Origin of the sequence: Paraburkholderia sp. RL17-337-BIB-A, from assembly GCF_046025895.1 — a bacterium.
Lineage (GTDB): Bacteria > Pseudomonadota > Gammaproteobacteria > Burkholderiales > Burkholderiaceae > Paraburkholderia > Paraburkholderia fungorum_C.
Genome location: NZ_JARESY010000002.1, coordinates 306790 through 332654 on the forward strand (window position 1 = coordinate 306790; position 25865 = coordinate 332654).

The window sequence follows — 25865 nt, forward strand, 5'->3', positions numbered from 1 at the left end:
CGGCCGTAGTAGCCTTGGATGCATTCGACACCCGATGGGACGAAGGGCGGCTGGAGTTTGTAGCCCGCCATATGGTGACGGCTGCGATCCGGAGGCACCTGTGAGTGCGGCCCCGCCTATGCCCGTGCGACCCACTAGAGGGAGGCGGCAATGATCGATTTCAGAGAAGCCCGGGAACGTATGGTGGTAGAGCAAATCGTGGCCCGCGGCATCCGTGATTCCAACGTGCTGTCCGCGATGCGTCAGCTGCCGCGCGAGGAATTCGTAGCGGAGCATCTCCGTGAATGCGCGTACGACGATGGTCCGTTGCCCATTGCGAGTCAGCAAACGATCTCGCAACCCGCCATTGTCGCGCAGATGATCGAGGCGGCCGAACTGAGTCGGTACGACCGGGTTCTCGACGTCGGCACGGGCTCGGGGTATGCCGCCGCAGTTGCCGCCGCGATCGTGGCGCACGTTGATTCCGTTGAACGCGATCCGGTGCTCGCCGACACCGCTCGCGAGACGTTGGCGCGGCTGGGCATTGCAAACGTGACTGTTTATCTCGGCGACGGCACTGTCGGCCTGAGCGCCCATGCGCCGTACGATGCGATCATCGCGGGAGCCGGCGGGCCGCGTATCCCGCGGGCGTGGCGTTCACAACTCTCGGTCGGTGGCCGCATCGTCATGCCGGTGGGGCGCGTGCCTTACCATCAGCGATTGATCAAACTGGTGCGCTACGGCGAACACGATTATCAGGAGCGCTCGCTCGGCGCAGTCAGTTTTCTGCCGCTAATCGGCGAGGACGGCTGGGCAGCTTGTTAGGCGCGCGGCCGCCAGGCGGTTGGAGCGCGTCGCTTGCCCAACGCCGCCGCAGCGCCGGATTGCCGGACCGTCGAGCCGCGCGTCGGCAGTGCTCGGATTGAGCCTCACGAAAAGAGCGGTCGAGGGGAACCAGAAAAGAAGCAGCGCATAATGCAGAGATCCCATTGTCAGGATGATGGAGGTAGATATGGCTACGTTTGCTATCGACGGCGCACGGATTAACCCTGCAACCGACCGTATCACGCATGTCCGCTGGGCGCTCATCGATCCGAAGACGCATGAATGGCTTTCTCCCACCGCGGTTGTCGAGGTGGCGGAAGTCGTCAGAGCGATCCGTGCGGGAGACGTTTGTTGGTCTCTTTTTACCCTGGGCGGTGCGAGGTTTCTTGGTCCGAAAATAAAGATCGTTGCGCACACCAACGGCCCGGATGGGATTGACACTGAGCCCCCAGGCGCGAGTATCGAAAAGTCCATGGACGATCTTCCGCCGGTTTGACGGAGGGTTCTGTCGCGGCAAGGCAGTTGAACGGTCCACAGGCGGCAAGTACAGGTTACGTCGCCAACGAGTAAAACCGGCAGGCTGGTATTGTCGCGCTGTTAAGGTCCGCTACTTTGTGACCGGTGATAGATCGTGCAATCAACAAAGGTGTGCGCTCGACTTTCACCGTATCGGAACGCCTCGTCTTCATGCAAAAATTCAGCCTGCGCTGGAAAACTTGCAATTGGCGGCGATACATTGTCAGGGGGAAAAATGGACCAGGAGACCCTGAATCGGCGCCCCATGCCGTGAAACGACAGACTTTTGCACGGAGTGACACACACTTCGATGCCGTATCCGCGATACGGCGAGCAGGATTCGTAGGACATGGCTCCTCCCGTTTGAGAAGCAATCAGGCGAACTTGAACGGCGCAACCATCATGCCCGTTCAATCCATAGTCGACCTGGTTGAAAGAGCCGCGGGCAACGCTGCCGCTGGAACAAACACGCCACATGCCGCGCAGGGATGCGCGCACGTCCTTTGAATCGTACATCTCCGCTGGATGGGTTCAATCGGGTATTTTGTCGGAGGATTGGCGAGTCCCCGTCGCCCCGAGCGGGACACGTGTCTCCGGGCCACGAGGGAAACGTTCTATAGCGCCGAAGGCAAAAACCCGGTGGCACGCACTTCCATTGCATAGACTCAGATTACGCGCAGAATGCTGCCGGGAATGCTATGGCAATGCGGTTCGCAATCTGACTTGCGCGTGTGAATGCCGTCTTGGATTAATCGTAAGGGGAATCGTCATGGTGACCTATGTGGTTCTTTCACAATTCACTGATCAGGGTATCCGTAACATCAAAAACAGCCCGCAGCGGGCCAGCCAGGCGGCGGAGTTAGCCAGGTCCTTTGGCTGTGAAATGAAAGAGATCTACTGGACGTTGGGTGAATACGATATTGTGACTGTCATCGAAGCACCCGATGAGCAAAGCTTCATGTCGTTCGGCTACGCGCTCGGCTCTGCAGGCAACATTCGCACGCAAACACTCCGCGCGTTCACGAAGGACGAATGCAGCTCGATTATCGGCAAACTCCCCTGAAGCCAAGCCCACCATTCAGCCAGGAAGCCGTTATCTTTTCGCGACGCAGGCTATGAACGGTCACGCGTTCGACGCGCTATTCGGACACTTACAAACAACATTCGAAGCCGCGCATCTTCACGCTGCCCACACGCCGATCTTTTCAAACGCGGCGACATATCGGGCAGTCGCCGTTTAGGCTCGTTCGACGCCTGCCAGCAACGCGTGGTGGCGCACTCACAATCCTGCAGACAATGGCAGGCTTCGAACAACCCTAATCGGCCCGAGACAGTCGGACCGACGGACTCTAGCGCATCAACCCACCTTCACCGGCCGCGTCCCCCAAAACAATACCGCCTCGACCGCGAAAAATGCAGCAAGCGGCACGATAGCTCCCACCGTTCCCGCGATCTCACGCCCGAACCGGCTCGTCACATACAGCAGCACGATCATGCTGAGCGCCATGCCCGGCGCGCCGAGCCCGCGCAGCGCAGCGCTGCGATGGTAGCCGAGCCAGAACGCGGCCCGCGCGACGATCCAGACTACGGTCGTCGCCACGACCGCGCGCATGGACGAACCGTCGGGACAGTAGGCGGCCAAGCCGAACAGCGACGGCGCAAACACGATGATCTGCTCCACCGTGTTCTGCAGGTATCGTTGATTGACCCGCAACCTGCGCGTCTCGAAGCCCGCCAGCGGATCGAACGCGGGAGAGGTCAATCGTTCGTGCGCCACGGCTTCGACGCCCGTCACCAGGCAGAACAGCACCGCGGCACAGCAGCATTTAAGCGTCAGAAGCATCCGCGCGCTGAGGCTGTCCATGCCCGGCAGGGGCGACATCAAAAGATCGATGCCGAGCCAGAGCCCTGCGGCAAGCAGCGAGGCGACCGCGATGCCAGCAATGCCGATGGCACGCTGCCGGCGAAAGTCGGACGCGTGATGGGTCGGGTCGGTCATGAATTTTTCCTCCGAGCGGTTCCTACGGCGGCATCGGCTGCGGTCTACGCGTTTGCCTCGTGCGACGTAGTGTATTGCGTCGGCTTTGCCACAGTACATTTGGCGAACTCGACTGACACCGGACGGATGACATCGCGTCATGTATTGCGCAGCCGTCCTTCCTGATAACGACCCCTGCATCACCGGCTCACACTCGGTCAGCGCATAAGACCCTCGTCAAGCAATAATGCGTCCCGCAGCGATCTCATGCTGTACGACGGAGAGGAGAACCTCGGTGAATGCTTCCGCATGGCGTGACAAAGGCCTGTCAAGGGAATGGAGCAGCCGGCCGCTGATATGCGTGGTCGGTTTAAACGGCCGTACCGTCAGTCCGGCGGGAACGCCGCCGATGGTTGTAAATGCATCCATGATGGCAAGGCCCGCCCCTGCCTGGACCAGGGCGCAGGCCATCCACGACTGCGCTACCTCAACGGCGATCGTGCGGCGGATGGAAGCGGCGCGAAACGCTTCTTCGATCAGCGCGCCAATCGGTTGATGGCGATTGAAAGAAATGAGCGGGAAGGGGGCGACCTCCTGAGGTCCCACAAACGCATGACCGGCCAGCACATGCGTCTGCGGCAGGACGCAGACGAGTTCCGCGGTGCATAAGTGGCGAGCCTGCGTATGTGCATCCTCGACCGGCGTCAGGACGACACCAAGATCAACCCGGTGATCGGCGACGGCCTCTACGACTTCCTGATTGGATATCGTCTCGACGATCACGTGCACATTCGCATATTGTGCGCGAAAGGCTGCGATCGCTTGCGTCACCACCGTGTTGCCCAGCACGGGCGTTGCCGCAAGCGTGACCATGCCGGTTTTCAGGCTCTGCAGGTCCTCGGCCAGCCGGCTGACGGCTTCCATCGCCGCCGTGGCACGGACGATCTCCGGCAAGAGCAGGCGCGCATCGAGCGTCGGCACGAGTCTTCCGCGCTCGCGGACGAAGAGCGGGAAACCCAGACGCTCCTCCGCCTGCTGCAATGTCTTACTGACCGCCGGCTGCGAAATGTGCAGGCGCTCCGCCGTGGCGGTGACACTGCGGGTTTCGATTGCGAACCGCAGCAGCTCCAACATCCGGAAACTGAGGTTCATAACCTCTTACTCATGGAAACCTTCCTTTTTATCATTTGACGTTAAGGAGTATGGCTCGCATTGTAAGCGCCATTGAAAAGCGACGAAGGAGGCGTTTTAAGTGACGACTAATCAACCATTATCGGGCTCGGTCCCGTCTGCATCTGCAGGAGGGACACCCATGAGCTCCGACACAGTGATCGAGGAAGGTTTGTCCCTTCTCGATGCCTGGGCTGAGGCATTCAATACCCGGGAGCCGGCACGTGTCGCCGCCCTGTATGCGGAAGACGCCTTTCTGCACGGCACCTCGCAAGCCCGGTTGCGCGTCGGTATGGCGGAAATCCGCGCTTACTTCCGTGGCGCGGCGACCGTGGAATTCGGCGAACGGCATTTCGTCCGCCTTTCCGACGGCAACTTGCTGAGCGTCGGCCACTACCGCTTTTCAAGGACGCAGGACGGCCGGGAGACCCTGGCACCTGCCCGTTTCACCTTCCTCTTCCAGAGAAGGGAAGGCGTCTGGAAGATATTGCATCACCACTCCTCAGCGGAACCCATCTGAGACTTCTTCGCAGCGAGATGAGCATCACATGAGAATTACTTCAGTCGAAACCATTCTGCTTCAGATTCCTTATGACATCGGTGGTGGCCCGAAGGCGATCGCCGGACATCCCGCGACCATGCTCAACATCTTGCTGGTCCGCATTCAGACCGACGCTGGGATCACCGGCTGGGGTGAAGCTTTCGGTCATGCCGTCGCTCCCGCCACCAAGCTGGTGATCGATACCATGATCGCGCCAATGCTGATCGGCCGGGACCCCACCGATATCACCGCCCTGATGTCCGAGGTCAGTCGCACCCTGCACCTGTTCGGACGCAACGGCCCGCTGGTCTACGGCGTCTCCGGCGTAGACATCGCGCTCTGGGACATCGCTGGTAAGCGCGCGCGCCTGCCGCTGCACGCCATGATCGGCGGCGCCGTGCGTAAGGAATTGCCGGTCTATGCAAGTCTGCTGCGCTATGGCGAGACAAGCGCGCTGGAAAAGAACCTACGGCTTGCTGCCGAACAGGGCTACCGCTACATCAAGCTCCACGAGGTCGATCCAGACCTTATCGAAATGTCGCGCGATGTCCTCGGCCCGGACATCGAGATGATGGTCGACACCAATTGCCCCTGGACGCCCAGCCAGGCTTGTGCGATGGTCGAGCGGTTGCGTCCGCTCAACATTTACTGGCTGGAAGAGCCGATCTGGCCGCCGGAGGATCACGCCGCCATGGCGCGACTGCGCGCCAGGGGCGTGCCTCTGTCGGCAGGTGAAAACGCCGGCGGTCTCCACGACTTCAGAAAGATGTTCGAACTCGGGGCGGTCGATATCGCCCAGCCTAGCGTCACCAAGATCGGTGGTATCACCGAGGTGCTGAAAATCAATGCCGTGGCCGAGAGTTTCGGCGTCCGCGTCGTTCCCCATTGCGCCTATTTCGGCCCCGGCTATCTCGCGTCGCTGCATATCGCCGCGTGCCTGGAGCAGGAGGCGCCGCTGGAGCGGCTGTACATGAATCTGGGAACAGCGCCGTTCAGTCCGTTCACGCTGCCGCGGCACGGGAAGACCTCCGTGCCGCAGGAACCCGGCCTGGGCTGCGATCCGGATGAGGCGCTAATCGCGCGCTACCGCGTCAATTGAACGTCACTAGAAAAACAATTATTTTAAAGGAGGAGATAGATGAATCCCGCCACACAAACGATCCCCCGCAAACGATGGACACGGGTCCTGCTATGTCTGCTGGGCCTGTACATCATCAACTTTATCGACCGTAACAACCTCGGCTTTGCCGTCATCGGCGGCATGAACCGGGATCTCGGTATCGGCACGGCAGCAAGCGGCCTTGCCGGCGGCCTGTTCTTCCTCGGCTATACCATTCTTCAGGTGCCTAGCGGGATTCTGGTCGAGAAATACGATGCCAACCGCCTCATCATGCTACTGGCGATCGCATGGGGCGTGGTCGCGATGGCGACCGGCCTGGTGCGTAACGGCGCGGAACTGCTGATACTGCGATTTCTGCTGGGCGTGATCGATGGCGGCGTTTGGACGATGATCCTCGTTGTTCTCGCGCGCTGGTTCCCCGAGAACGAGCGCAGCACCTCGAACGGCGTCTGGCTGCTGTGCCTGCCGCTGTCGTTCATCATCATGGGCCCCCTGTCGGGCGTGCTGCTCAGCCATTTCGACTGGCGCATGCTGTTTGTGTTGCAGGGCTTGCCGGCCGTCGTTCTCGGCGTCGTCTACTATTTGACCGCCGCCAGCCGTCCGCAGGAGGCAGCGTGGCTATCCCGCGAGGAGCGCGACTATATTCTTGCCGGGCAGCAGAAACCCGGGAAGAAGGCTTCCGCGCAAGACTACAAGAACGCGATCCTGAATCCGCAGGTTCTGCTGATGAGTGCGGTGTACGGCTTCTGGCTGATCGGCGCGACAGGCATGTTCATGTGGATTCCGGCGATCGTCAAGACGCTTTCTGGCGCCGGCATCACCTATACCAGCTACGTCTCGACGCTTCCGTATATCACGGCAATGGTCGGACTGCTGATCGCGGGCCGGATCTCCGACAAGACAATGCACAAGAACCGCGTCGTCGCCATCGTGCTGCTCGGGTTTGGCTTCTTCCTGCTTCTGTCGGTGCTGGCGCATAACTATCTCCTTTCGCTCGCGTTTCTGGTTCTTAGCGGGACGTTCCTCTTTGCGGCGCATGCGCCTTTCTGGGCCATTGCCGCGGAGAACTTTCCGCCGCAGCTGCGCGGCAGCGCGATGGGCATGATTTCTTTACTGGGCAATCTCGGTGCCTTCGTCGGGCCCTATACAGTTGGCTACATCAATGAGAAGACCGGGTCTTTCTCGAGTGGCATGCTTCTCCTGGTGGCTAGCCTCGGCATCGCTGCGGTCCTGGCCACCCGGATTCGTGTGATCGGGATAGCTCAGCAATTTGAGGCGCAGTTGTACGAAAAATCGGGGGAAGCGTGAGCACTCGCCGGACCGCGGAGTATCCGCTGGCTGTCGCATTAGTCATTTGTATGCGTCAAGGTACTCCCAGAAACAGCGATTGATGTTGCGCCGGTCTGAAAGGCTGTTCAGAGTCGCTTTATGCCTTTCGCACCCCTGCTGCGATCAGCGATCAATCGAGGTCTGCGTCGGGCCGGGTTCGGGCATGAAGGGACGTTCGCCGTGCCGCGATGAAAGGCCGAAGTTCAATCGCTAGCGGCCGTTCGACCCGTCGCGCCCGCGTTGAGCCTGCCTCCTCGCGCTTTATGCGGAGGTGCGAGGAGGCATTCGCAAACCCTCAGGCCGCGAGCTTTGCCCGGGCAAAGCAGGGCGTTCATATTCTGCGACCCAGGGAATCTTTATCCGTCTGGGGCCGCCCTCCTGAAAATCGCTTCAAACCTTTACGACAGAGGCCCGATAGATCTCGTCGATGCTCTTCGCCAGCGTCGCGTTGAACTCACTGTCGCTCATCGATTCCTTGAGCTCGTTGATCAATGCCCTTGAAAAGCTGGCAATCATGCCGTGATTGGAAGCGAGCCGTTCGCAGGCGTCGGCTCGTGTGTAGCCTCCTGAAAGCGCGACTACCCGCGCGACGCGCGGGTGCTCGATCAGGGGGCGATAGAAGTCCGCTACGTCCGGTATGGTCAGCTTGAGCATCACGCGACGGCTATCTGGTAAGGCGTCGAGACCTTTGGTCAGTTCCGCGAGGAGGGTGGCTTCCGCCCCTGCTTTGTCCGGACTCTTGATCGAAATCTCTGGCTCCAGTATCGGCATCAGGCCGTGCGCGTCGATCTGTGATGCCAGTGCGAACTGTTGCTTCACAATCGCAGCGATACCGTTTTCCGAATTCAGGTTGATGACCGAACGCATCTTGGTACCGCAGATACCGAGCTTCGTGGCCCGATCGAGCAACTCGTCCAACCCGGGTATCGGCTTCATGAGTTGCACGCCGTCGGCTTCAGCTTCCAGGCCCTTATCGACCTTCAGGAAGGGCACGACGCCGCGCTCCTCCCACAGGAAGGCCGGAACGGGTTTCCCCAGTGCCTGTCCGTCCATGGTAGCTTCGAACAGAATGGCCCCAATGACCTTGTCCCCTGTAAAGGCAGGCGCGGTGATGATGCGCACCCGCATCTCGTGTATCAGTTTGAACATCTCAGCGTCACCGCTGTAGGCGCTCTCCGGAATGCCGTAAAGCTTCAAGGCGCCGGGGGTCGATCCGCCGCTCTGGTCCAGGGCCGCAAAAAATCCCTGTTTTTCACGAACTTGCGCCAGCATCTTCTCATCTGCCATGATCGTCTCCCTCTGTCGACTCCGAATATCGGACCAGGCACGTCTGGTCCGGACCAATTGCGTTCAACACGCTTAGTGTACTGGTATCGCAAACGTCAGACTCCATGAAGGGACGGTCGCCGGTGTTGCATCTAGCGACTTTTTTTATGAGTTCCCTCTCCACGCGCTGCTCGCGCCATCGGTCGAGACACCGGTGGTGGGTGAAGACCAGACTGAATGACCCGTGCAAGCACGACCATCAATGCCGTTGTGGCCTGGCCGACAAAGACAAAACCCAGGGCATGCGACGACACACAGGATCACCACGTGCCACGTGCGTTCTTCGGTTTTCGCCCACAAAATCATTGCGACAACGGCCAGCACGCTGGGCATGCCTGCAATGAGGCCGGTCTCGAACGAGCCGAAGCCATACTGACGGATGATCAGCGGAGCCCAAAGACCAAGCGTGTACAGGCCCGCCGAGGTACCGAAGTAAATCAGAGCGAGCGCCAGAGTCGTACTGAGCCAGCCGCCGTCGGACTCTGTGCGGTCAGTTTCAGTCAATCGAACATGATTTTCCGTGCGATCTTCTGGCCAATGAGGGAGCAGACCCCTATAACATTAGCAGAACGAGTAAAGGCGTAATTAGCCAACTGAAGCAGCCATGACACACCGCCAATTCGCCCAGCCTATTCCACAGAATGGCCACGTCGCGTTCCAAGCCGAAGGATCTCTTTACAGTTCGCACCTTTGGCCTGCAATCTGTCGCACAGGGGGCGGCTGTCGCTGTATGACTGTGCGACCTGGCAACACTCATCGGTGACGTGGGCACCCATGGGAGGCTGTTCAATGCAGGAGCGCGTTTCCTTTTCTGAGCGCACTATGGTTAGATGTGACGAAGACCGAAGGGCCGCATTACTACTCGAAGGAGCTTCGAATGGGACAGAAGCGATGGAAATCGACAATTGCACCCGAAAGAAGAAAGCTTATCCGAAGCAAGGTTCACGTCGGGTTGGCGGCTGTAGGAACCCTTTCGGCGGTAGGTGGAATCGCTGTCGTGATATATGGTGGTCTCGAATTTAATAGGACTAAAGTGCTAGTCGGGGTCGGTATCATTGTCGTCTCGACTGTTCTCTATATCTCAATGCTTTTTGTTGCTGCGGACGATTAAACTTATCGGCGCATGGCACGCTTTGGGGCCTTCGCTAAATAAAATCAGGTTGGCCGTGACGCATCTTGTGCTCGAAGTCCTCGGAATACACAGCAGTGTGATTGGGAGCGCCAGTCTCACAGACGGACATGCGTGGGTCAGCCTTCATTTCACAAATGGTAAGCAGACCACGGTTGGCTTGTGGACGACGACATTATTCGAAACCAAGCGAATCGTTAGGAATCCGACTGGCGTCATACCTGACGAATCGTTCGATGTTAACTTCGGTCGTGAAATCCAGCGACACTATAAGGCTGCAGCGTTCGATACTACAAGCTAAACGAGACACAAGCCAGGCGCGCGATCGCGATCATGGGCACATACACCGGGTGGCGCTTCACGAACACATGCGCCTCATCGGCCACCAGGGTCGTACGCGAACTACTCGGGGAAGACCTTGACTCGTCCGAGGTAGGCGGTCTTACGCAGACGCCAAGGGCACTGGGTGATGCCATACTGAAATGGGACGCCGCGGATCCAACCGCGGTGGATCGTCCAAAGAATATTGCGTCCAATCCTGTTGTGGAAGCTTCGCTAACTAAATGAAGCGATCGACCCATGCGTTGGACGAGCGACAACTCGTGGCCGTCTCTCGTCCGCGTCACGGGCCGGTGCTCTTTTAACTGCTTGCGCAGCTATAGCTGGCTGCCTGATTGATGTTTCCTGAGCCGTTGTAGTGCGGCACCGTCGGATACGGGCAGTCAGGAAGCGTTGCTGTCACGTTGCCGTTCGTGTCAAGTTTGGTCATCGTCAATTGACCGGGTGCGACGCCTTGCTCAACCCAGGCGATCATGGGACCAATATAGTCGAACTGATCCGGCCCATTGCCGCCGATGACATGACCGACGCCGGCCTCGCAGTAGAACCGCGCATATCGGACAGACATCGAAGTTCGCGAAGTACCGGGAGGCAGCGGTCTAGCGGACCTCTAGTGCCGAAGGCCGAGTTCCAGGTCGCCATTTAGCTGGCCTATTCCAGTCGCATAAGATAGGTCTGCGACTAATCGCCCTTGAGCTTGAGAGACATCGTCGCGGTAAACTGAAGAAATAAACCGCTCGTCTTTCGAAAGTTGTTTTCCGCGAAATCCTGTCACAATGCCCGCGAGCGACTGTCAGAACGTCGAGTCGCCGAGCTGGCGCGCTTTCCGTCATGACCGAGGATCTCGGATAACGATGAAGGTTAACTGCACTCTCGCCTCCGCCGCCGCAGCGCTATGCATATGGACCGTCCCTGCGTCGGCCCAGGAATTCGCGCTGTACACCGGGCCGTTGACGGGCGAACATAGCCATTCCTATGCGTGGTCGATGGACTATACGGAGGGATTCGGCCAGTACCTCGCCGGCAGCATCACCTGGCTCAACGAAGGGCATATGCCCAATCATCACCGCGATGGCCAGCTCGTGCAGGTGTGGGGGAGACTTCCACTTGCACAACGGCGCTTCGTCGTCGCGCTTGGCGTGGGCCCCTATCGTTACTTCGACACCGAAGCGGCCGCAGAGGGCCAGGGCTATTCGAATACGCATGGCTGGGGCGTCGTCTATAGCGCGCGCGCCACATGGTATTCGTCCCAGCGCTGGACGGCGAATCTGCAACTCAACCATGTGCAGGTGGCGAACGGGCCGTCCACCACGGCGATCATGCTTGGCATCGGTTATCAACTGGACGCACCCGAGACGCCTGGGCCGCGTGACTTTGCGCTGCCGCGCACGCAAAAGGTGACGAATAATGAAGTCACGTTGATGGCCGGCGTCACTATCCTGAACAGTCTCGAGTCGCAAACATCGGTGGCGGAGGCGATCGAATACAGGCGCGGTTTGACGAACTATCTCGACGCGACGCTCGGCTACCTGCACGAAGGCAACGGCCTGACCGCGCGGCGTGATGGCGCGACTGCGCAACTCTGGCTCACGCGAGGCTTTTTCGACGAGCGCCTGACACTTGGCATTGGTGCCGGCGTATACGCAGCCATTCATCACGGAAATTCGGACGAGGATCGCGACACGGGCGACGGCGTTCTGTCTGGCCTCGTGTCGGTATCGGCTTCGTATCGAGTCACGCAGCACTGGTCGGCTCGCGTGACGTGGAACCGCGTGGTCACACGCTATAGCCGCGACACGGACGTGATCCTCGGCGGCATTGGTTATCGGTTCTAACGCGTAGCGCGCACGTAGTCTGATGCGGCTGTCTTTCACGGCAGATCGCGGTGCTGCGAAACTCACCAGGCATTCCGCGTAACCGCTACGGAGGCCGAAACAGGGAGCGCTCTGATCACATCCCGCTACTGCCGCTGCACATCGAATCAGGTCTTCAACGGCAACCAGATTTCGAGCCCGCCCATGCCGCTGACTGGATCGAATTGCTCACTGTAGCGCTCGAAATTCGGCGCATCCGCGGGCACGTGTCCCGACGCCGGCAGCCATTGATTCCAGATGGTGTTCAGGGTGCGCCGGATCGTCGAGATATGCTCGCGATGGCTGAATACCGCATACCGCTGCGCGGCAATGCGTACGCGGCTCAACTCCGCAGGCAGCGCCGAGAAGTCGCTGACTTCAACGCCGCATAAGTAGTCGAAATTGCCTGCGTCGTCGGCGTTGTAGCAAACGCCGTAGGCCACGCCGCCCATTTGTCCCGGCACCTTGCCGAAGTAAGCGCCAAAGCGCTGCCATTGCGACGGAATGGCGGTGCTGGTGTCACAGGTATAGCGTTCGCTCAGTCCCGCGACGAGGAACGGCTGGCCGTCTTCGAAACGCGGCGGTTCGAGGTGCGTGAGAAGGGTTTCGTCCATTTTGATCGGCTCCACGATGGCAATGCTGTCGAGATGACCACGCGCGCGCAGCGCTTCAGGCGTGAGCCCGAATTGCTCGCGAAAGGCACGCGTGAATGCTTCGTGAGAACCGTAACCGGCGTCGATGGCGACCGTCAGTATGTCAGGTGCGCCGTCGGCGAGGCGGCGTGCCGCTTCGCTCAGGCGGCGCGCACGAACATAGCGCATTACCGAAAGCCCGGTAGCCGCTTCGAACGCACGCGCCAGATGAAAGCGCGACACGCATCCGCGGTTGGCGATCTCGTCGAGCGTCAACGCCTGGGCAAAATGGCTTTCGATAAACCAGAGCGCTTTTCCAACCGGGTTCATATCGGCTCTCATGTCTGCATGAAGCCAGCATAGCCAGGCGCGCTCCGGCGCGTTTGATCGCGCTTGCGGTTTTGCAACGGTTCGCGTGCGGTGTGTGGCGAGCGGTGTGCGTTCCGGTGGGTGAAATGTCCTCGGCCGGTGAGCCGGACCCACCCCGTGGGTCAATAGTTTTCCGTTGCTGCCTCGTTGCCGGTGGGGCGAACGTGTCCCGATGCCGATGCCGATGCCGATGCCGATGTGCTGTGACCCTGTGCGTCAGTATGAGCGTCGGCACCGCCCGGCTGCCCCGGCCGCAACAGCAAGCCGCCCAAGATGCCTGCCGCCGCCGCGAAGATCGCGCCGAACAGGAACGCCACGTGATAGCCGCTATTGAGCGCGGCCACCGCGTTTTCGGAGGCCTGCATCGCGCTGCTGCGCGCGGCAGCGAGGCTCGCGAGCACCGCGAGACCCAACGCGCCACCCATCATGAACGACGTGTTGACGATCCCTGACGCGAGGCCGGAATCGCTCGGATCGACATCGCTCATGGCAGCCAGCAGCATGGGATTGAACGCGATGCCCGCGCCGAAGCCGAGCAGGAGCATGCCAGGCAGCACGTCGAGCACGAAGCTGCCATTGACCGGCGCGCGCGCGAACAGCGCAAGGCCGCACGCAGCGACCAGCAACCCGACAGCAAGCGGAACGCGCAGACCGAAGCGCATCACCACGCGCGCCGACAGGCCCAACGAAAAGAACGCCATGATCAGATTGGCAGGCAAGAACGCGAGCCCGACCTGCATGGGCCGGTAACCGAGCACGCGCTGCAAATACAGCGCGGAAATAAAAAACCACGCGAACATCGCTGCCGCCCATAGCACGCCGACCACATTGGCGGTCGCAACATTGCGCAAACGGAACAGCCCGAGCGGCATCAACGGATGCTGCACGCGCGCTTCGATGACGAGAAACATGGCCAACAGCACAACTGCGGCGAACAGCATGCCCAGCGTCTGCGGCGAGGTCCAGCCGGCTTCGTTGCCGTTCACGACCGCGTATACGGCGAGCATCAGCGAAACGGTAACCGTCACCGCGCCGGCCACGTCGAGCCGTTCGCCATGAGCATGACCGCGTGCCGACGGCAACAGTGCGACGCACAGCCCGTAGACGGCAATACCGATAGGCAGGTTGACGAGAAAGATCCAGTGCCAGCTCAGCAGGTTGGTCAGCAGACCGCCGAGCAACACCCCGATGCTGCCGCCGCCCGCGCAGACAAAGCCGTACACGCCCATCGCTTTGGCCCGTTCGCCGGTCTCGGTGAACAGATTCATGATCAGCGACAGCGACACCGCGGAGACAACTGCGCCGCCTAAACCCTGCACGGCACGCGCGCACACCAGCAGGATTTGCGAATTGGCCATGCCGCACGCGAGCGACGCCAGCGTGAACAGCGTGATGCCGCCAAGGAACAGCTTGCGATGACCATAGAGATCGCCGAGCCGGCCGCCCAACAGCAGACAGCCGCCGAAGGTAAGCATGTACGCATTGACCACCCACACCAGCGAGGTCTCGGTAAAGCCGAGGTCCGCGGCGATCGACGGCAACGCAACGTTCACGATCGTGGTATCGAGCACGATCATGAGCACGCCGAGGCACAGAACGATCAGCGCCAGCCAGCGTTTGTTGCCGTGGATGGAATGGGTCATGCGGGAACTCCTTTGCCGTGGTCAAACGGATGCAAGCGGGGTACAAGCGGATGCCGGACGTGCCGCCGCTCAGCGCGATGCTGACAATCCGTTCGGCAACCCGTTGATGGCAATGAGAAATTTAGGCAGTATGACTTTCCTTGAGTCAGCGGCTGGCCAGCCGTGAGGAACCAGACGCGGGTTAGCATCACTGCCAGAGCCGCACGATGTGCACAGGGCACACCCCGGCGATTTCCAGCGCGGAGGCCAGCGTGAACCACGATAGCACGGTGTTTGTCGGTCTGGATGTTCACAAGGAGTCGATCACGGTGGCGTACGCGATCGATATGGGCGAAGTGGAACTGTTGGGCAAGATCGGAACGCTGAAGGCGGATATCGATCGATTGTGCAAGCGCGTTCAGTCGAAGGCGCACCATGTCCGCGTTGTCTATGAAGCCGGCCCCTGCGGCTATGGACTCTACAGGGAATTCGTCGAGAGAGGATTCGACTGCATGGTATGCGCGCCGTCCCTGATCCCGAAGAAACCGGGTGAGCGTGTCAAGACGGACCGACGCGACGCGGTCAAGCTCGTACGCGCACTGCGCGCTGGCGACCTGTCAGCGGTACACGTACCGGATGTTGAAGACGAGGCGTTCCGGGACCTGGCTCGTGCATGGGCGGCAGCGAAAGCAGATCTTAGACAGGCCCGTCAGCGGCTGAAGTCCTTCCTGCTATCGCATGGAGTTCGCTACTCAGGTAACGCCAACTGGGGGCCCGCGCACCGGCGATGGATAAGTGTATTTGCATTCCCTAACCACTGGCAGCAACTGGCTTTCGACGAATGCCGTCGCACGATTGAAGACAGGTTTGCGCAATGTGAGCGCCTCGAGGCGACCTTGCACGAAGCTGTCGTCGGCTGGCGATTCTATCCGGCCATTCTGGGTCTGCAGACCATGCGCGGCATACAGTTCATCACCGCCGTGGGCATGCTTTCCGAATTGGGGGACCTCTCCCGCTTCGAGCACCCGCGCCAGCTGATGGCCTGGCTGGGCGTGACGCCGTCAGAACATTCTTCGGGTGAGCGGCGGCGCCAGGGCAGCATCACGAAGAACGGCAACAGCTATGCAAGAAAGCTGCTCGTCGAGGCCGCCTGGAGCTACAGATACCCGGCACGTGTCAGTCCGGAAATTCAGCGCCGACATGAGGGTATTCCCAAGCGCATCCTTGACCGTGCCTGGGACGCACAGGTTCGACTCTGCCGCCGATACCGCAAGCTGGCAGCACGCGGCAAGAATGTGAACATCGCTGTCGTCGCCGTCGCACGCGAACTTGCGGGGTTCATCTGGGACATCAGCAAGCTCGCAATGTCGCTCGCCGTAACGCGAAACGAGCAGCCGGCGTAGCGCTGAGCTTTGCAACACAGATTCGACGAGTTTCCTGAAGGCGGCGTAGCCCGGCACCCGAGCAACCCGCGGTTGGACTATGCAACGGACATCATTCGATTTGCGGCTTTAGATAGCGGCAGGCTCAAGGGGCGGACCTCTGTAATGCGGTAACCAACCCGCGGATATCAGTGCGATCCACCGTCGAGACTTACTGCTACGCCGCCTCCAGGAAATTCATGCGCCCACCAGAGGAAAACGAAAACCGATCCCGATTGACACGGAAAGTCATATCAGTCTAGTACCCGCGGCTTTTGGCCCACAACTACGAATTCCTGGGCGGCGTTTGCCGTCAAGCGCCACCCAGTAGTTCGTACTTGCCGCCGTGTTCCAGCGCCCGCTGATAAGCCGGCCGCGCGTGAATGCGTTTCAGGAAATCGACCACTGCGGGAATCTGCCCTTCCATGCCGCCGCGCGCGGTGGCGGCTTCGAGCGGAAAGCTCATCTGAACGTCGGCCGCCGTGAAATCATTACCGGCAAACCAGCCGCTCGCACCCAATTCCTTATTGATGTAACCAAGGTGCAGCTTCAACTGCGGATCGATGAAGCTCGATTGCAGCGTCGACGCGATCTTGCGGGCAATCGGCCTGGCGAAGAACGGCATCGGCGCACTGGCGATACGCAGCGCGACCAGTTTCAGCAGCAGCGGCGGCATCGCCGAGCCTTCCGCGTAGTGCATCCAGTAGGTGTAGCGCAGCCGCTCCTGCGTGCCCGCCGAGGGCGCGAAACGGCCTTGACCGTACCTGTCGACCAGATACTCGATGATCGCGCCGGATTCGGCGAGGGTCTGGCCGTCGTCGGTGATGACGGGCGACTTGCCGAGCGGATGCACGGCGCGCAACTCGGGCGGCGCCAGCATCGTTTTCGGGTCGCGCTCGTAGCGCTTGATCTCGTACGGAACGCCGAGTTCCTCGAGCAGCCACAACACGCGTTGCGAGCGGGAGTTGTTCAGATGATGGACGGTCAGCATGGGGCGAGGGACGTTGGCCTGTGAAGTGTCACATCATAGGGATGTTGTGCCGAGAAGAGGGCTACGTGAGGGCTTACCTGAGCGTACGCAATTCAAAGCGTTTGAGCTTGCCGGTTTCAGTGCGCGGCAGCGAGTCGATGAAAGCGATGACGCGTGGGTACTTATACGGCGCCACGCTATTTTTCACGAAATCCTGGAGTTGCGCGACCAGTTTGTCACCCGGCGTATAACCCGGGTTCAACACCACGAAGGCTTTGACGATCTGCCCGCGCGTTTCGTCCGCCACGCCGATCACACCGCATTCGGCCACCGCGTCGTGTTGCATCAGTACGCTTTCCACTTCCGGGCCGGAGATGTTGTAGCCCGCGGAGACGATCATGTCGTCGGCGCGGGCCTGATAGAACACGTAGCCGTCTTCGTCGAGATAGACCGAGTCGCCGGGAAGATTCCAGCCGTCGCGGACGAACTTCGCCTGCCGTTCGTCGGCGAGATAACGGCAGCCGGTCGGCCCGCGTACCGCGAGCTTGCCGATCGTGCCAGGGGCCACGGGTTGCATGGCGTCGTCCACGGCTTGCACCACGTAGCCCGGCACCGCGCGGCCAATGGCATGCGGACGGATCGCGTCGCCTTGCGCCGAGATGAAAATATGGATCAGTTCCGTGCCGCCAATTCCGTCGATCATGTCGATGCCGCTTGCGTCGCGCCAAAGGCGGCGCGTCGAATCCGGCAACGCTTCGCCCGCCGAGACCGTTTTCTTCAGGCTCGAAACGTCGTGATGCGCGATGAGCGGCGCCATTTGCCGGTAGAACGTCGGCGCGGTGAACATGATCGTCGCGTGAAAGCGCTCGACGGTTTGCAGCAAGGTCTCGGGCGTGAGCCGCTCGATCAGCACCGTCGACGCACCCACTCGCAACGGGAAGCACAGCAAACCGCCAAGGCCGAATGTGAACGCGAGCGGCGGCGTGCCGCAAAAGATATCGCTCGATGAAGGCTTGAGAACGTGACGCGGAAACAGATCGCACATCGCCAGTACGTCGCGATGAAAGTGCATGCAGCCTTTCGGGGCGCCCGTCGTGCCGCTGGTGAAAGCGATCAGGCAGACATCGTCCGCGGCGGTGTCGCAGGCGGCGAAGTGGTCCGGTTTATTGATTGCGAGCGTGTCGAGCGAATCGGCGGAATCGTCATGAAACAGGAGCGTCTGTTTCAAGCCCGCGCAGTAGAACTCATCCTGAGGATCGTTGCAGCGCGCGAGCTCAGCGGTCAGGCGTGCATCGCATAGCGCGGCGCTGACTTGCGCCTTCTCGATGATCTGCTTGAGTTCTTTTGCGCGCAGCAGCGGCATGGTGGGCACTACGACGAGGCCGGCCTTCAACGCGGCGAGCGCCGTCACCGCCATGTGCAGCGTGTTCGGTCCGCGCAGCAGCACGCGGTTGCCCGGTTGCAAACCCATTTCGTCGACCAGTACATGCGCGCTGCGATTGACCAGTGCTAGCAGTTCGCCATAAGTGGTGGCTTGCGGTTTTCCGTCCACGTCCGACCAGATCGCCGGACGGTCGCGATGTCCCGCCTCGATGGTTCTGTCGAGCAATTCCGTCGCGCAATTGAAGCGCGCCGGGTAGGCAACATCCGGGTTGTCGAGCAGAAAGACAGGCCATTGGTCCTGCGGCGGAAGATTGTCGCGCGCGAAGGTATCGACGTGTGCTGACGGTTCCATCATGGTCTCCCGGGCGTTGAGCCGGCTAAATGCGCTTCGTTTGGCTTGGTGGCTGGGTGCTTCGTGTGTCGTGGGCTTACTGAGGGATTACGGCCGTCGCTTCGATTTCGACCTTGGCTTCGTCTTCGATCAACGCGACGACCTGGACGGCGCTCATGGCAATGTCGTAGTCGCCGATCAGTTCGCGAAACGCACGGCCGATATCTTTCAACGAGGCGAGGTACTCGCGCTTGTCCGTGACGTACCACGTCAAGCGCACGAGATGCTCGGGTGCGCCGCCTGCTTCTTGCAGTACGGCGAGTACGTTCCTGAGCGCCTGAATCGCCTGTTGTGCGAAGTCGGTGGTCTGAAAACGCGCCTGTTCGTCCCAGCCGATCTGGCCGGCGATGAACACTTGCGTGCCGGTGGCCGCGACGCCGTTCGCGTAGCCGCGCGGCTTGATCCAACCGGCGGGAAGGAGAGCTTTTTTCATGAGCGATGCGCCTCGATGGATTCTGGCTGTGGAGCAAACCTCGCGAGCGCGCTCGCGATGTCGGCGGGAATGTCGATGGAGGTGCCGCGTTCGAGCGATGTCGTCACGAGCACCTGTTTCGCGCGAAAGCGGGTTTCGTCGCCGCAATAGCCGACGATCTCGATGCTGATCGAGCGGCGGCCGAGCGCCACGACGCTGAGTGCCAGCGTGATCGTTTCACCCATCTGGCTCGGCCGCGAAAACTCGCAATCGAGTTTGACGATCGGCAAGCCGACGCGGCGTTGCGCGATCATCTGCGCATAATCGATCTGCAGGCCTTCGTTGAACCAGTCTTCGACCAACGCGTTGGTCATCACCAGATATTGCGGAAAGAACACGATGCCGGCCGGATCGCAGTGCGAGAAGCGGATACGAACCGGTCTTTCGAAGGTCGTGTTCATTTCGCCGTATCCTTGATGGCTTGCGCGGCGTGGGCCTTCAAAAGGTCGCGGCCGACGATCAATTGCTGCACTTCAGTGGCGCCTTCATAAATCCGCAAGGCACGAATCTCGCGATACAGCATCTCGACGGCGGTGCCGCTTTGCACGCCCATGCCGCCGTAAAGTTGCACGGCGGCGTCGATCACCTGTTGCGCGCCTTCGCTCGCGTGCCATTTAGCCATCGCCGCTTCACGCGTGACGTTTTCGCCTTGATCGCGCAACCAGGCCGCGCGATAAACCAGCAGTGCACTGCTGTCGATGGTCAATGCCATCTGTGCCAGCTTGGCTTGCGTCAGCTGAAAATCGCCGAGCGTCTGTCCGAACATCTTGCGCGACGCGGCACGCGAGAGGCCCTCTGCCATCGCATGTCGCGCGAAGCCAAGCGACGCAGCCGCCACCGAGGTGCGGAAGATATCCAGCGTACGCATCGCAAGTTTGAAACCTTCGCCGGGTGCGCCGAGCATCTGGCTGCGCGGCACGCGTGCACCGGCAAAATGCAAACGCGCTAGCGGATGTGGTGCGATTACGTCGATGCGTTCGGCAATTTCCAGGCCTGGCGTGTCGGCATCGACGATGAAGGCGGTGATGCCGCGCGCGCCTGGCGCTTCGCCGGTTCTGGCGAACACCACATAGAAATCGGCGATGCCGCCGTTCGAGATCCAAGTCTTGTCGCCGTCGAGCACGTAGGCGTCGCCGTCTTCACGCGCGCTCAGTGCCATCGCAGCGACGTCCGATCCCGCTTCCGGTTCTGACAAAGCAAACGCGGCAAGGGCGGTGCCGTTCGCCACGCGCGGCAAATAGCGCGTTTTTTGCTCGTGCGTGCCGCCAAGCGAGATCGCGCCTGAGCCGAGCCCTTGCATTGCCAAGGCGAAATCCGCGAGGCCGGAATGTTTGGCGAGCGTCTCGCGCAGCAGGCACACGGCACGCGTGTCGATGGTGTCGCCGTGGCCGCCATAGGCCACGCCGCCGACACCGTATTTCAGCCAGCCTGCCGTGCCGAGTTCACGGACCAGATGACGGCAGGTCGCATCGACGTCGCCGTGCTCTACATGCGAGAGATTAGCCCGGCACCATGCTTCGATACCCGCGGCCAGTTCCCGGTGGCGTGGTTCGAAGAACGGCCAGGCCAGCGCGCTGTGCAGATCCATATCGCCCTTATCGCTTTGAGTGCTCAATTCAATCCCCTTTGAACACAGGGCGCGACTTCGCGGCAAACGCGCTATAGGCCCGTTCGAAATCGCGTGTGCTCATGCAGATGGCCTGAGCTTGCGCTTCCGATTCGATCGCTTCGTCGATGCTCATGCTCCATTCCTGGTGCAGCATCTTCTTCGTGATGCCGTGCGCGAAGGTTGGGCCGGCGACGAGGTCGGCGGCGAGCTTCTGGGCGTCCGCGAGGAGCGCTGCCGGTTCGCATAGGCGGTTATAGAAGCCCCATGCGTGGCCTTCGTCGCCACTCGCCGAGCGGCCGGTGAACAGCAATTCGGCGGCGCGTCCCTGGCCGATGATGCGCGGCAGGATCGCGCATGCGCCCATATCGCAACCCGCGAGGCCGACGCGTGAGAACAGGAACGCGAGCTTGCTGCGTGCGGTGCCGAGGCGCATATCGGACGACATCGCCAGAATCGCACCGGCGCCGGCGCAGACGCCGTCGACCGCGGCAATGATGGGTTGCGGGCAATGGCGCATCGCTTTGACGAGGTCACCGGTCATGCGCGTGAACAGCAGCAGTTCCGGCATCGGCAGATCGATCAGCGGCGCGATAATGTCGTGCACATCGCCGCCGGAACAGAAGTTCTCGCCCGCGCCGTGAATGACTACTGCCTTGACGTCGGTGGCGTAGGCCAGTTGCCGGAACAGATCGCGCAATTCGGCATACGACTCGAACGTCAGCGGGTTTTTGCGCTCGGGGCGGTTCAGCGTGATTGTCGCGACCTTGTCGGCGACCGACCAGCCGAAGTGCCGCGCCTCGTAACCGGCGAGCGTCAGGCGATTGCCGGCCAGCAGGGCGTCGGCGTTGGATCGTGTCATGTGTGTCTCCATGCAAGCTCGTTTTCGGTGCGGGTCAATCTTTCAAACTGTCGAGCAGATGTTGTTTGAGTTTGCCAAGACGCTGATGAGTACGCGATTTTTCGTCGAGGCTCAAGCCGCCGAACAACTCGACGACCCATTGCTCATGCGCCACCGCCATTTTGTCGAACGCCTTGCGGCCTGCCGGTGTCAGGCACACGCTGATCGAGCGGCGATCGTTCGGATCGGTATCGCGCGAAACCAGGCCTTCTTTCTCGAGCTGATCGGTAATGCCGGTGACGTTGCCGCCCGTTACCATCAAACGGCGCGACAACTCGGTCATCTTCAGGCCTTCCGGATGACGTTCGAGTTGCGCCATCAAATCGAATCGCGGCAGCGTGGTGTCGAATTCGTTGCGCAGGCGTTTGCGCAGTTCGGCTTGCACGAGATTGGTCGTGGTCAGCATGCGCAGCCACAAACGCAAGCCCATGTGACTATCCGCACCAGTGCTCATTTCCAGATCCACGACGTTCTCCGCTGGTTTGGCGACGCCTTTGCGCGGTGGTTTACTTTCTGCCGCCGTGGGCTTGTTGATGTTCGATGACTTGGTCACATTACTTCTCCACCGGAGATGGAAATGGATTGGCCCGTGATCGCGTCTGAGCCGGGTTGGCAGAGCCATAGCACCGCGTTGGCGACCTGCTCCGGACTCACGAAGCGATGTTGCGGATTCGAGCGCAGCAAGGTTTCGCGCGCCTGCTGGTCGGTGCGCGCGGTCTTGCTGGTGATCTGTTCGAGCGATGCGTGCAGCAGTTCGGTTTCCGTATAGCCGGGACAGACTGCGTTGACGGTGACGCCTTTCGTCGCGACTTCCAGCGCGAGTGAACGGGTCAAACCGATTACGCCATGTTTCGCGGCGCAGTAAGCGGCGACGTAGGCGTAGCCGATTTGCCCCGCCGTGCTCGCGACGTTGACGATGCGGCCGTGGCCGCGTTCGAGCATGCCGGGCAACACGGCGCGCGTACCGAGGAACACACCGGTGAGGTTCACGTCGAGCATGCGTTGCCAGAGCAGCATGTCGGTGTGCGTGAACGGCGCGGCTTGCGCCTGGCCCGCGTTGTTGATGAGGATGTCGATTGCGCCGGCTTGCGCGAATGCATTGGCTACGGAGTCTTCCTGCGTGACATCGACACTGACGCAAGCAACATCGCCCAGCGCGTGGAATTTTTCCCGCTGCGCATCGAGGCGTTGCGCGTTGCGGCCCATCAAGGTGACGCGCGCGCCGGCACGCAGCAGCGTTTCGGCCACCGCCGCGCCAATGCCGCTGCCGCCGCCTGTGACGACGGCATGTTGTCTGGCGAGCGTTCTGCTGAGCGTATTCACGTGGTTCCTTCCGCGCGTTGCGCGCGTTCTTGTGGCGACAGCCTCGCATTCGCGGCGAGCTGGGCACGCTCACGTTCGAGATTGCGTTCGAGTTGCGACTTCGCGGCGGTGTAAGGCTTCGGCCACATCACATCGAAATAGCCGATTTTTGCGGCCTCATTGAGTGTCCACGACGGATTCGCCAGATGCGGCCGCGCAATCGCGCAGAGATCGGCGCGGCCCGCCGCGATGATGCTGTTCACGTGGTCCGCTTCAGAGATCGCGCCAACGGCGATCGTCGCAATGCCGGCCTCGTTGCGCACGCGGTCGGCGAATGGCGTCTGGAACATGCGGCCAAAGACGGGTTTTTCCTGCTTGCTGACCTGGCCCGACGATACGTCGATCATGTCGGCGCCTGCCGCTTTGAAGGCACGGGCGATTTGCACGGCGTCATCGGGCGTCGTGCCGCCTTCGACCCAATCATTCGCGGAAATCCGCACGGAAATCGGCTTGTCTTGCGGCCAGACGGCGCGGATCGCCTTGAAGATCTGCAACGGGTAGCGCAGGCGGTTTTCGAGCGAGCCGCCGTATTCGTCCGTACGATGGTTGGTCAACGGCGACAGGAAGCTCGAGAGGAAATAGCCGTGTGCGCAATGCAGTTCGAGCCAATCGAAGCCTGCCTGGGCGGACATTTGCGTGGCGCGTACGAACTGCGCTTCGATTTCGTTCAACTCGTCTTTGGTGGCTTCGCGCGAGTGCTGGCTGATGCCGCTCAAATACTGTTGCGGTGAAGCGGATACGAGCGGCCAGTTGCCTTCGTCGAGCGGCTGGTCGATGCCTTCCCATGCCACGCGCGTCGAGCCTTTTGCGCCGGAGTGGCCCAACTGAATACCGATCTTCGCGTCCGACTGTTCATGCACGAGATCAACAACGCGCTTCCATGCCGTGAGATGTTCCGGCGCATACATGCCGGGACAAGCGGGCGTGATGCGCGCTTCAGGCGACACGCAGGTCATTTCCGTCATCACCAGCGCGGCGCCGCCCATTGCACGTGCGCCGAGATGCATCAGGTGATAGTCGCCGGCGATACCGTCGACGGCGGAGTACTGCGCCATCGGCGAGACGACCACGCGGTTTTTCAGCGTGACGCCGCGCAACGTGAAGGGCGTGAACATCGGCGGGACGGAGTGCTTTTCAGGCGCGCGGTCAATGCCTGAGCGATGTGCGAGCCAGTCTTCGAAGCCGGACAGGTAGCGCGCATCGCGCTCGCGAAGATTCTCGTGCGAAATGCGCTGTGAGCGCGTAAGCAGCGAATACGCGAACTGTTCAGGCTCGAATGACGTATAGCGGTCGACATGCTCGAACCACTCCGTCGAGTTGCGCGCGGCGTTCTGAATGCGCAGTACGTCGATGCTGCGCACGTCCGTGTAGTGTTTTAATGCGGCCGGCAAATCGCCGGGATGCGCGCCGATACTGTTGGCCAGTTCGATCGAATCTTCGAGCGCGAGTTTGGTGCCGGAGCCGATCGAGAAATGCGCAGTGTGCGCCGCGTCGCCCATCAGCACGATCGGTGTTTGGCTGCCGTCTGCGTTATTGCGCCAATGTACCCATTCCTCGTTGACGACGCGCGGGAAGCGAATCCACTGCGACGAGCCACGCAAATGCGCGGCGTTCAATAGCAGCGCATTGCCGTCCAGATACCTGGCGAACAGCTTCTCGCAGAACGCGATGCTGTCTTCCTTGCTCATCTCGTCGAGACCGGCGGCGCGCCACACATGTTCCGGTGTTTCGACAATGAAGGTGGAGGTCTGGTCGTCGAAACGATAGGCGTGCGCCTGGAACCAGCCGAATTCGGTTTCTTCGAACGCGAAGGTGAAGGCGTCGAACAGCTTTTTGGTGCCGAGCCAGACGAAGCGGCAGTCGCGCATGTCGATGGCGGGCTTGTAGTTGGCCGCGTGTTTCTGGCGGATCGCGCTATTGGCGCCGTCGCAGGCGATGATCAGGTCGGCCTCGTAGGTCGTGTCGTCTGTGACCTGGGTTTCGAACACCAGCTTGACGCCCAGCTCTTCGCAGCGCGCCTGCAGGATATTCAGCAGACGTTTGCGGCCAATGCCGCAGAAGCCATGGCCCGACGAGCGGATCTGCCTGCCGCGGAAATTGATCTCGATGTCGTCCCAGTGGTTGAAGGCGTCGAGGATCGCGTCGGCGCTCGGAGCGTCGGCGGCGCGCAGGTTGCCGAGCGTCTGGTCGGAGAATACGACGCCCCAGCCGAAGGTGTCGTATGGGCGGTTGCGTTCGACCACCGCGACGTCATAGGCCGGGTTCCGGCCCTTCATTAACAGGCCGAAGTACAACCCGGCCGGGCCGCCGCCGATACAGACGATGCGCATGCTGACTCCCCCACGTGGACTTTGCTCTGGAGGGTAATTTAGGTCTATATAGTTTAGATGTCAAGTAAATGGTGAGGGCGTGGCGGTCTGCACGAGGATTCGGACGGCGGGGCACCGGTCCTGTTAGGGGAGAGCCTGACGAGACCGTAGAGGTCACCGATGAACGCGGTCACCTAACCTGATGGTGCAATAATTTTCTTCGCCCCGAATACACACCCTCGCTGAGATCGAACATAGCGTTGCGGGTTCGATCATTTTGCACGTCACGTAGGAAACGATACAGTGAGGGCGTTCGCGATCG

Annotated in this window: 24 protein-coding genes and 1 pseudogene; 8 read left to right on the forward strand and 17 right to left on the reverse strand. The window is 60.8% G+C overall.

The window, feature by feature from the left end; translation table 11 throughout:
- Positions 1-150: 150 nt before the first annotated feature.
- Together P0D84_RS22375 and P0D84_RS22380 are read left to right on the forward strand one after the other, a co-directional pair.
- Positions 151-804 (forward strand): protein-L-isoaspartate(D-aspartate) O-methyltransferase, encoded by a 654-nt coding sequence (locus P0D84_RS22375; protein ID WP_408340465.1) that lies wholly within the window; start codon positions 151-153, stop codon positions 802-804.
- Positions 805-991: 187 nt separating this feature from the next.
- The gene (locus P0D84_RS22380) at positions 992-1300 is read left to right on the forward strand and encodes a hypothetical protein (protein WP_408340467.1); all 309 of its coding nucleotides are present in this window, start codon (positions 992-994) and stop codon (positions 1298-1300) included.
- Positions 1301-1401: 101 nt separating this feature from the next.
- Here P0D84_RS22380 and P0D84_RS22385 read toward each other — a convergent pair whose 3' ends face one another.
- Positions 1402-1836 carry a hypothetical protein gene (locus P0D84_RS22385; RefSeq protein WP_408340469.1) on the reverse strand — a complete coding sequence of 145 codons (435 nt, stop codon included), beginning with the start codon at positions 1834-1836 and terminating at the stop codon, positions 1402-1404.
- Between the two features lie 253 nt (positions 1837-2089).
- Between P0D84_RS22385 and P0D84_RS22390 the strand changes: the two genes are divergently transcribed.
- On the forward strand, positions 2090-2383 hold the full coding sequence (locus P0D84_RS22390) for a GYD domain-containing protein (protein WP_408340471.1): 294 nt from the start codon (positions 2090-2092) through the stop codon (positions 2381-2383).
- A gap of 294 nt (positions 2384-2677) precedes the next feature.
- Here P0D84_RS22390 and P0D84_RS22395 read toward each other — a convergent pair whose 3' ends face one another.
- Together P0D84_RS22395 and P0D84_RS22400 are read right to left on the reverse strand one after the other, a co-directional pair.
- The gene (locus P0D84_RS22395; protein WP_408340473.1) at positions 2678-3319 is read right to left on the reverse strand and encodes an MAPEG family protein; all 642 of its coding nucleotides are present in this window, start codon (positions 3317-3319) and stop codon (positions 2678-2680) included.
- 216 nt (positions 3320-3535) lie between these two features.
- On the reverse strand, positions 3536-4450 hold the full coding sequence (locus P0D84_RS22400) for a LysR substrate-binding domain-containing protein (RefSeq protein WP_408340475.1): 915 nt from the start codon (positions 4448-4450) through the stop codon (positions 3536-3538).
- A gap of 160 nt (positions 4451-4610) precedes the next feature.
- Between P0D84_RS22400 and P0D84_RS22405 the strand changes: the two genes are divergently transcribed.
- From P0D84_RS22405 to P0D84_RS22415, 3 genes are read left to right on the forward strand one after another with little or no spacing between them, the layout of a single operon-like run.
- Positions 4611-4988, forward strand: a complete 378-nt coding sequence (locus P0D84_RS22405) for an SgcJ/EcaC family oxidoreductase (protein ID WP_408340477.1) — start codon at positions 4611-4613, stop codon at positions 4986-4988.
- Between the two features lie 28 nt (positions 4989-5016).
- Positions 5017-6108 (forward strand): mandelate racemase/muconate lactonizing enzyme family protein, encoded by a 1092-nt coding sequence (locus P0D84_RS22410; protein ID WP_408340479.1) that lies wholly within the window; start codon positions 5017-5019, stop codon positions 6106-6108.
- Positions 6109-6147: 39 nt separating this feature from the next.
- On the forward strand, positions 6148-7437 hold the full coding sequence (locus tag P0D84_RS22415; RefSeq protein WP_408340481.1) for an MFS transporter: 1290 nt from the start codon (positions 6148-6150) through the stop codon (positions 7435-7437).
- Positions 7438-7848: 411 nt separating this feature from the next.
- On the opposite strand, the gene P0D84_RS22420 is transcribed toward P0D84_RS22415, so the two are convergent.
- The 3 genes and pseudogenes from P0D84_RS22420 to P0D84_RS22430 all read right to left on the reverse strand — a co-directional run bounded on the left by P0D84_RS22420 (position 7849) and on the right by P0D84_RS22430 (position 10820).
- Positions 7849-8745: a fructose bisphosphate aldolase gene (locus P0D84_RS22420; RefSeq protein ID WP_408340483.1), complete on the reverse strand. Its 897-nt coding sequence runs from the start codon at positions 8743-8745 to the stop codon at positions 7849-7851.
- A gap of 215 nt (positions 8746-8960) precedes the next feature.
- Positions 8961-9237, reverse strand: a pseudogene (locus P0D84_RS22425) (MFS transporter); the annotation flags it as partial.
- A 1316-nt stretch (positions 9238-10553) separates the two neighbouring features.
- Positions 10554-10820, reverse strand: a complete 267-nt coding sequence (locus P0D84_RS22430) for a tannase/feruloyl esterase family alpha/beta hydrolase (protein WP_408340485.1) — start codon at positions 10818-10820, stop codon at positions 10554-10556.
- 286 nt (positions 10821-11106) lie between these two features.
- Here P0D84_RS22430 and P0D84_RS22435 point away from each other — a divergent pair, with 286 nt between their 5' ends.
- A complete protein-coding gene (locus tag P0D84_RS22435; RefSeq protein ID WP_408340487.1) occupies positions 11107-12087 on the forward strand; it encodes a hypothetical protein in 981 nt (326 codons plus the stop codon).
- A gap of 146 nt (positions 12088-12233) precedes the next feature.
- On the opposite strand, the gene P0D84_RS22440 is transcribed toward P0D84_RS22435, so the two are convergent.
- Together P0D84_RS22440 and P0D84_RS22445 are read right to left on the reverse strand one after the other, a co-directional pair.
- Positions 12234-13067 carry an AraC family transcriptional regulator gene (locus P0D84_RS22440; RefSeq protein ID WP_408340489.1) on the reverse strand — a complete coding sequence of 278 codons (834 nt, stop codon included), beginning with the start codon at positions 13065-13067 and terminating at the stop codon, positions 12234-12236.
- Positions 13068-13228: 161 nt separating this feature from the next.
- The gene (locus P0D84_RS22445) at positions 13229-14749 is read right to left on the reverse strand and encodes a DHA2 family efflux MFS transporter permease subunit (RefSeq protein ID WP_408340491.1); all 1521 of its coding nucleotides are present in this window, start codon (positions 14747-14749) and stop codon (positions 13229-13231) included.
- Positions 14750-14955: 206 nt separating this feature from the next.
- On the opposite strand from P0D84_RS22445, the gene P0D84_RS22450 reads away from it, so the two are divergent.
- Positions 14956-16131 carry an IS110 family RNA-guided transposase gene (locus tag P0D84_RS22450; RefSeq protein WP_408340493.1) on the forward strand — a complete coding sequence of 392 codons (1176 nt, stop codon included), beginning with the start codon at positions 14956-14958 and terminating at the stop codon, positions 16129-16131.
- 331 nt (positions 16132-16462) lie between these two features.
- Here the strand turns inward: P0D84_RS22450 and P0D84_RS22455 are convergent, their stop codons facing one another.
- The 9 genes from P0D84_RS22455 to P0D84_RS22495 all read right to left on the reverse strand — a co-directional run bounded on the left by P0D84_RS22455 (position 16463) and on the right by P0D84_RS22495 (position 25564).
- Positions 16463-17140: a glutathione S-transferase gene (locus P0D84_RS22455; protein ID WP_408340495.1), complete on the reverse strand. Its 678-nt coding sequence runs from the start codon at positions 17138-17140 to the stop codon at positions 16463-16465.
- A 73-nt stretch (positions 17141-17213) separates the two neighbouring features.
- Complete coding sequence (locus P0D84_RS22460; RefSeq protein WP_408345897.1) at positions 17214-18854, reverse strand: AMP-binding protein; 1641 nt, start codon at positions 18852-18854, stop codon at positions 17214-17216.
- 76 nt (positions 18855-18930) lie between these two features.
- Complete coding sequence (locus tag P0D84_RS22465; protein WP_408340497.1) at positions 18931-19326, reverse strand: RidA family protein; 396 nt, start codon at positions 19324-19326, stop codon at positions 18931-18933.
- On the reverse strand, positions 19323-19766 hold the full coding sequence (locus P0D84_RS22470; protein WP_408340499.1) for an acyl-CoA thioesterase: 444 nt from the start codon (positions 19764-19766) through the stop codon (positions 19323-19325). Before P0D84_RS22470 ends, P0D84_RS22465 begins: the two co-directional genes overlap by 4 nt.
- Positions 19763-20953 (reverse strand): acyl-CoA dehydrogenase family protein, encoded by a 1191-nt coding sequence (locus P0D84_RS22475; RefSeq protein ID WP_408345900.1) that lies wholly within the window; start codon positions 20951-20953, stop codon positions 19763-19765. The genes P0D84_RS22470 and P0D84_RS22475 overlap by 4 nt, the downstream gene beginning before the upstream one ends.
- Before the next feature lie 28 nt (positions 20954-20981).
- Positions 20982-21833 (reverse strand): enoyl-CoA hydratase family protein, encoded by an 852-nt coding sequence (locus tag P0D84_RS22480; protein ID WP_408340501.1) that lies wholly within the window; start codon positions 21831-21833, stop codon positions 20982-20984.
- A 34-nt stretch (positions 21834-21867) separates the two neighbouring features.
- Positions 21868-22425 carry a MarR family winged helix-turn-helix transcriptional regulator gene (locus tag P0D84_RS22485; protein WP_408340503.1) on the reverse strand — a complete coding sequence of 186 codons (558 nt, stop codon included), beginning with the start codon at positions 22423-22425 and terminating at the stop codon, positions 21868-21870.
- Positions 22422-23195 carry an SDR family NAD(P)-dependent oxidoreductase gene (locus tag P0D84_RS22490; protein ID WP_408340505.1) on the reverse strand — a complete coding sequence of 258 codons (774 nt, stop codon included), beginning with the start codon at positions 23193-23195 and terminating at the stop codon, positions 22422-22424. The genes P0D84_RS22485 and P0D84_RS22490 overlap by 4 nt, the downstream gene beginning before the upstream one ends.
- Positions 23192-25564, reverse strand: coding sequence for a bifunctional salicylyl-CoA 5-hydroxylase/oxidoreductase (locus P0D84_RS22495; protein WP_408340508.1), 2373 nt, complete (start codon positions 25562-25564; stop codon positions 23192-23194). Before P0D84_RS22495 ends, P0D84_RS22490 begins: the two co-directional genes overlap by 4 nt.
- Positions 25565-25865 lie beyond the last annotated feature (301 nt).

What these genes read in the sequence shown, in the direction of transcription:
- P0D84_RS22375 (WP_408340465.1), top strand. Translation starts at nt 151, where the DNA reads ATGATCGATTTCAGAGAAGCCCGGGAACGTATGGTGGTAGAGCAAATC.
- P0D84_RS22380 (WP_408340467.1), top strand. Translation starts at nt 992, where the DNA reads ATGGCTACGTTTGCTATCGACGGCGCACGGATTAACCCTGCAACCGAC.
- P0D84_RS22385 (WP_408340469.1), bottom strand. Translation starts at nt 1,836, where the DNA reads ATGTACGATTCAAAGGACGTGCGCGCATCCCTGCGCGGCATGTGGCGT.
- P0D84_RS22390 (WP_408340471.1), top strand. Translation starts at nt 2,090, where the DNA reads ATGGTGACCTATGTGGTTCTTTCACAATTCACTGATCAGGGTATCCGT.
- P0D84_RS22395 (WP_408340473.1), bottom strand. Translation starts at nt 3,319, where the DNA reads ATGACCGACCCGACCCATCACGCGTCCGACTTTCGCCGGCAGCGTGCC.
- P0D84_RS22400 (WP_408340475.1), bottom strand. Translation starts at nt 4,450, where the DNA reads ATGAACCTCAGTTTCCGGATGTTGGAGCTGCTGCGGTTCGCAATCGAA.
- P0D84_RS22405 (WP_408340477.1), top strand. Translation starts at nt 4,611, where the DNA reads ATGAGCTCCGACACAGTGATCGAGGAAGGTTTGTCCCTTCTCGATGCC.
- P0D84_RS22410 (WP_408340479.1), top strand. Translation starts at nt 5,017, where the DNA reads ATGAGAATTACTTCAGTCGAAACCATTCTGCTTCAGATTCCTTATGAC.
- P0D84_RS22415 (WP_408340481.1), top strand. Translation starts at nt 6,148, where the DNA reads ATGAATCCCGCCACACAAACGATCCCCCGCAAACGATGGACACGGGTC.
- P0D84_RS22420 (WP_408340483.1), bottom strand. Translation starts at nt 8,745, where the DNA reads ATGGCAGATGAGAAGATGCTGGCGCAAGTTCGTGAAAAACAGGGATTT.
- P0D84_RS22430 (WP_408340485.1), bottom strand. Translation starts at nt 10,820, where the DNA reads ATGTCTGTCCGATATGCGCGGTTCTACTGCGAGGCCGGCGTCGGTCAT.
- P0D84_RS22435 (WP_408340487.1), top strand. Translation starts at nt 11,107, where the DNA reads ATGAAGGTTAACTGCACTCTCGCCTCCGCCGCCGCAGCGCTATGCATA.
- P0D84_RS22440 (WP_408340489.1), bottom strand. Translation starts at nt 13,067, where the DNA reads ATGAACCCGGTTGGAAAAGCGCTCTGGTTTATCGAAAGCCATTTTGCC.
- P0D84_RS22445 (WP_408340491.1), bottom strand. Translation starts at nt 14,749, where the DNA reads ATGACCCATTCCATCCACGGCAACAAACGCTGGCTGGCGCTGATCGTT.
- P0D84_RS22450 (WP_408340493.1), top strand. Translation starts at nt 14,956, where the DNA reads ATGTGCACAGGGCACACCCCGGCGATTTCCAGCGCGGAGGCCAGCGTG.
- P0D84_RS22455 (WP_408340495.1), bottom strand. Translation starts at nt 17,140, where the DNA reads ATGCTGACCGTCCATCATCTGAACAACTCCCGCTCGCAACGCGTGTTG.
- P0D84_RS22460 (WP_408345897.1), bottom strand. Translation starts at nt 18,854, where the DNA reads ATGGAACCGTCAGCACACGTCGATACCTTCGCGCGCGACAATCTTCCG.
- P0D84_RS22465 (WP_408340497.1), bottom strand. Translation starts at nt 19,326, where the DNA reads ATGAAAAAAGCTCTCCTTCCCGCCGGTTGGATCAAGCCGCGCGGCTAC.
- P0D84_RS22470 (WP_408340499.1), bottom strand. Translation starts at nt 19,766, where the DNA reads ATGAACACGACCTTCGAAAGACCGGTTCGTATCCGCTTCTCGCACTGC.
- P0D84_RS22475 (WP_408345900.1), bottom strand. Translation starts at nt 20,953, where the DNA reads ATGGATCTGCACAGCGCGCTGGCCTGGCCGTTCTTCGAACCACGCCAC.
- P0D84_RS22480 (WP_408340501.1), bottom strand. Translation starts at nt 21,833, where the DNA reads ATGACACGATCCAACGCCGACGCCCTGCTGGCCGGCAATCGCCTGACG.
- P0D84_RS22495 (WP_408340508.1), bottom strand. Translation starts at nt 25,564, where the DNA reads ATGCGCATCGTCTGTATCGGCGGCGGCCCGGCCGGGTTGTACTTCGGC.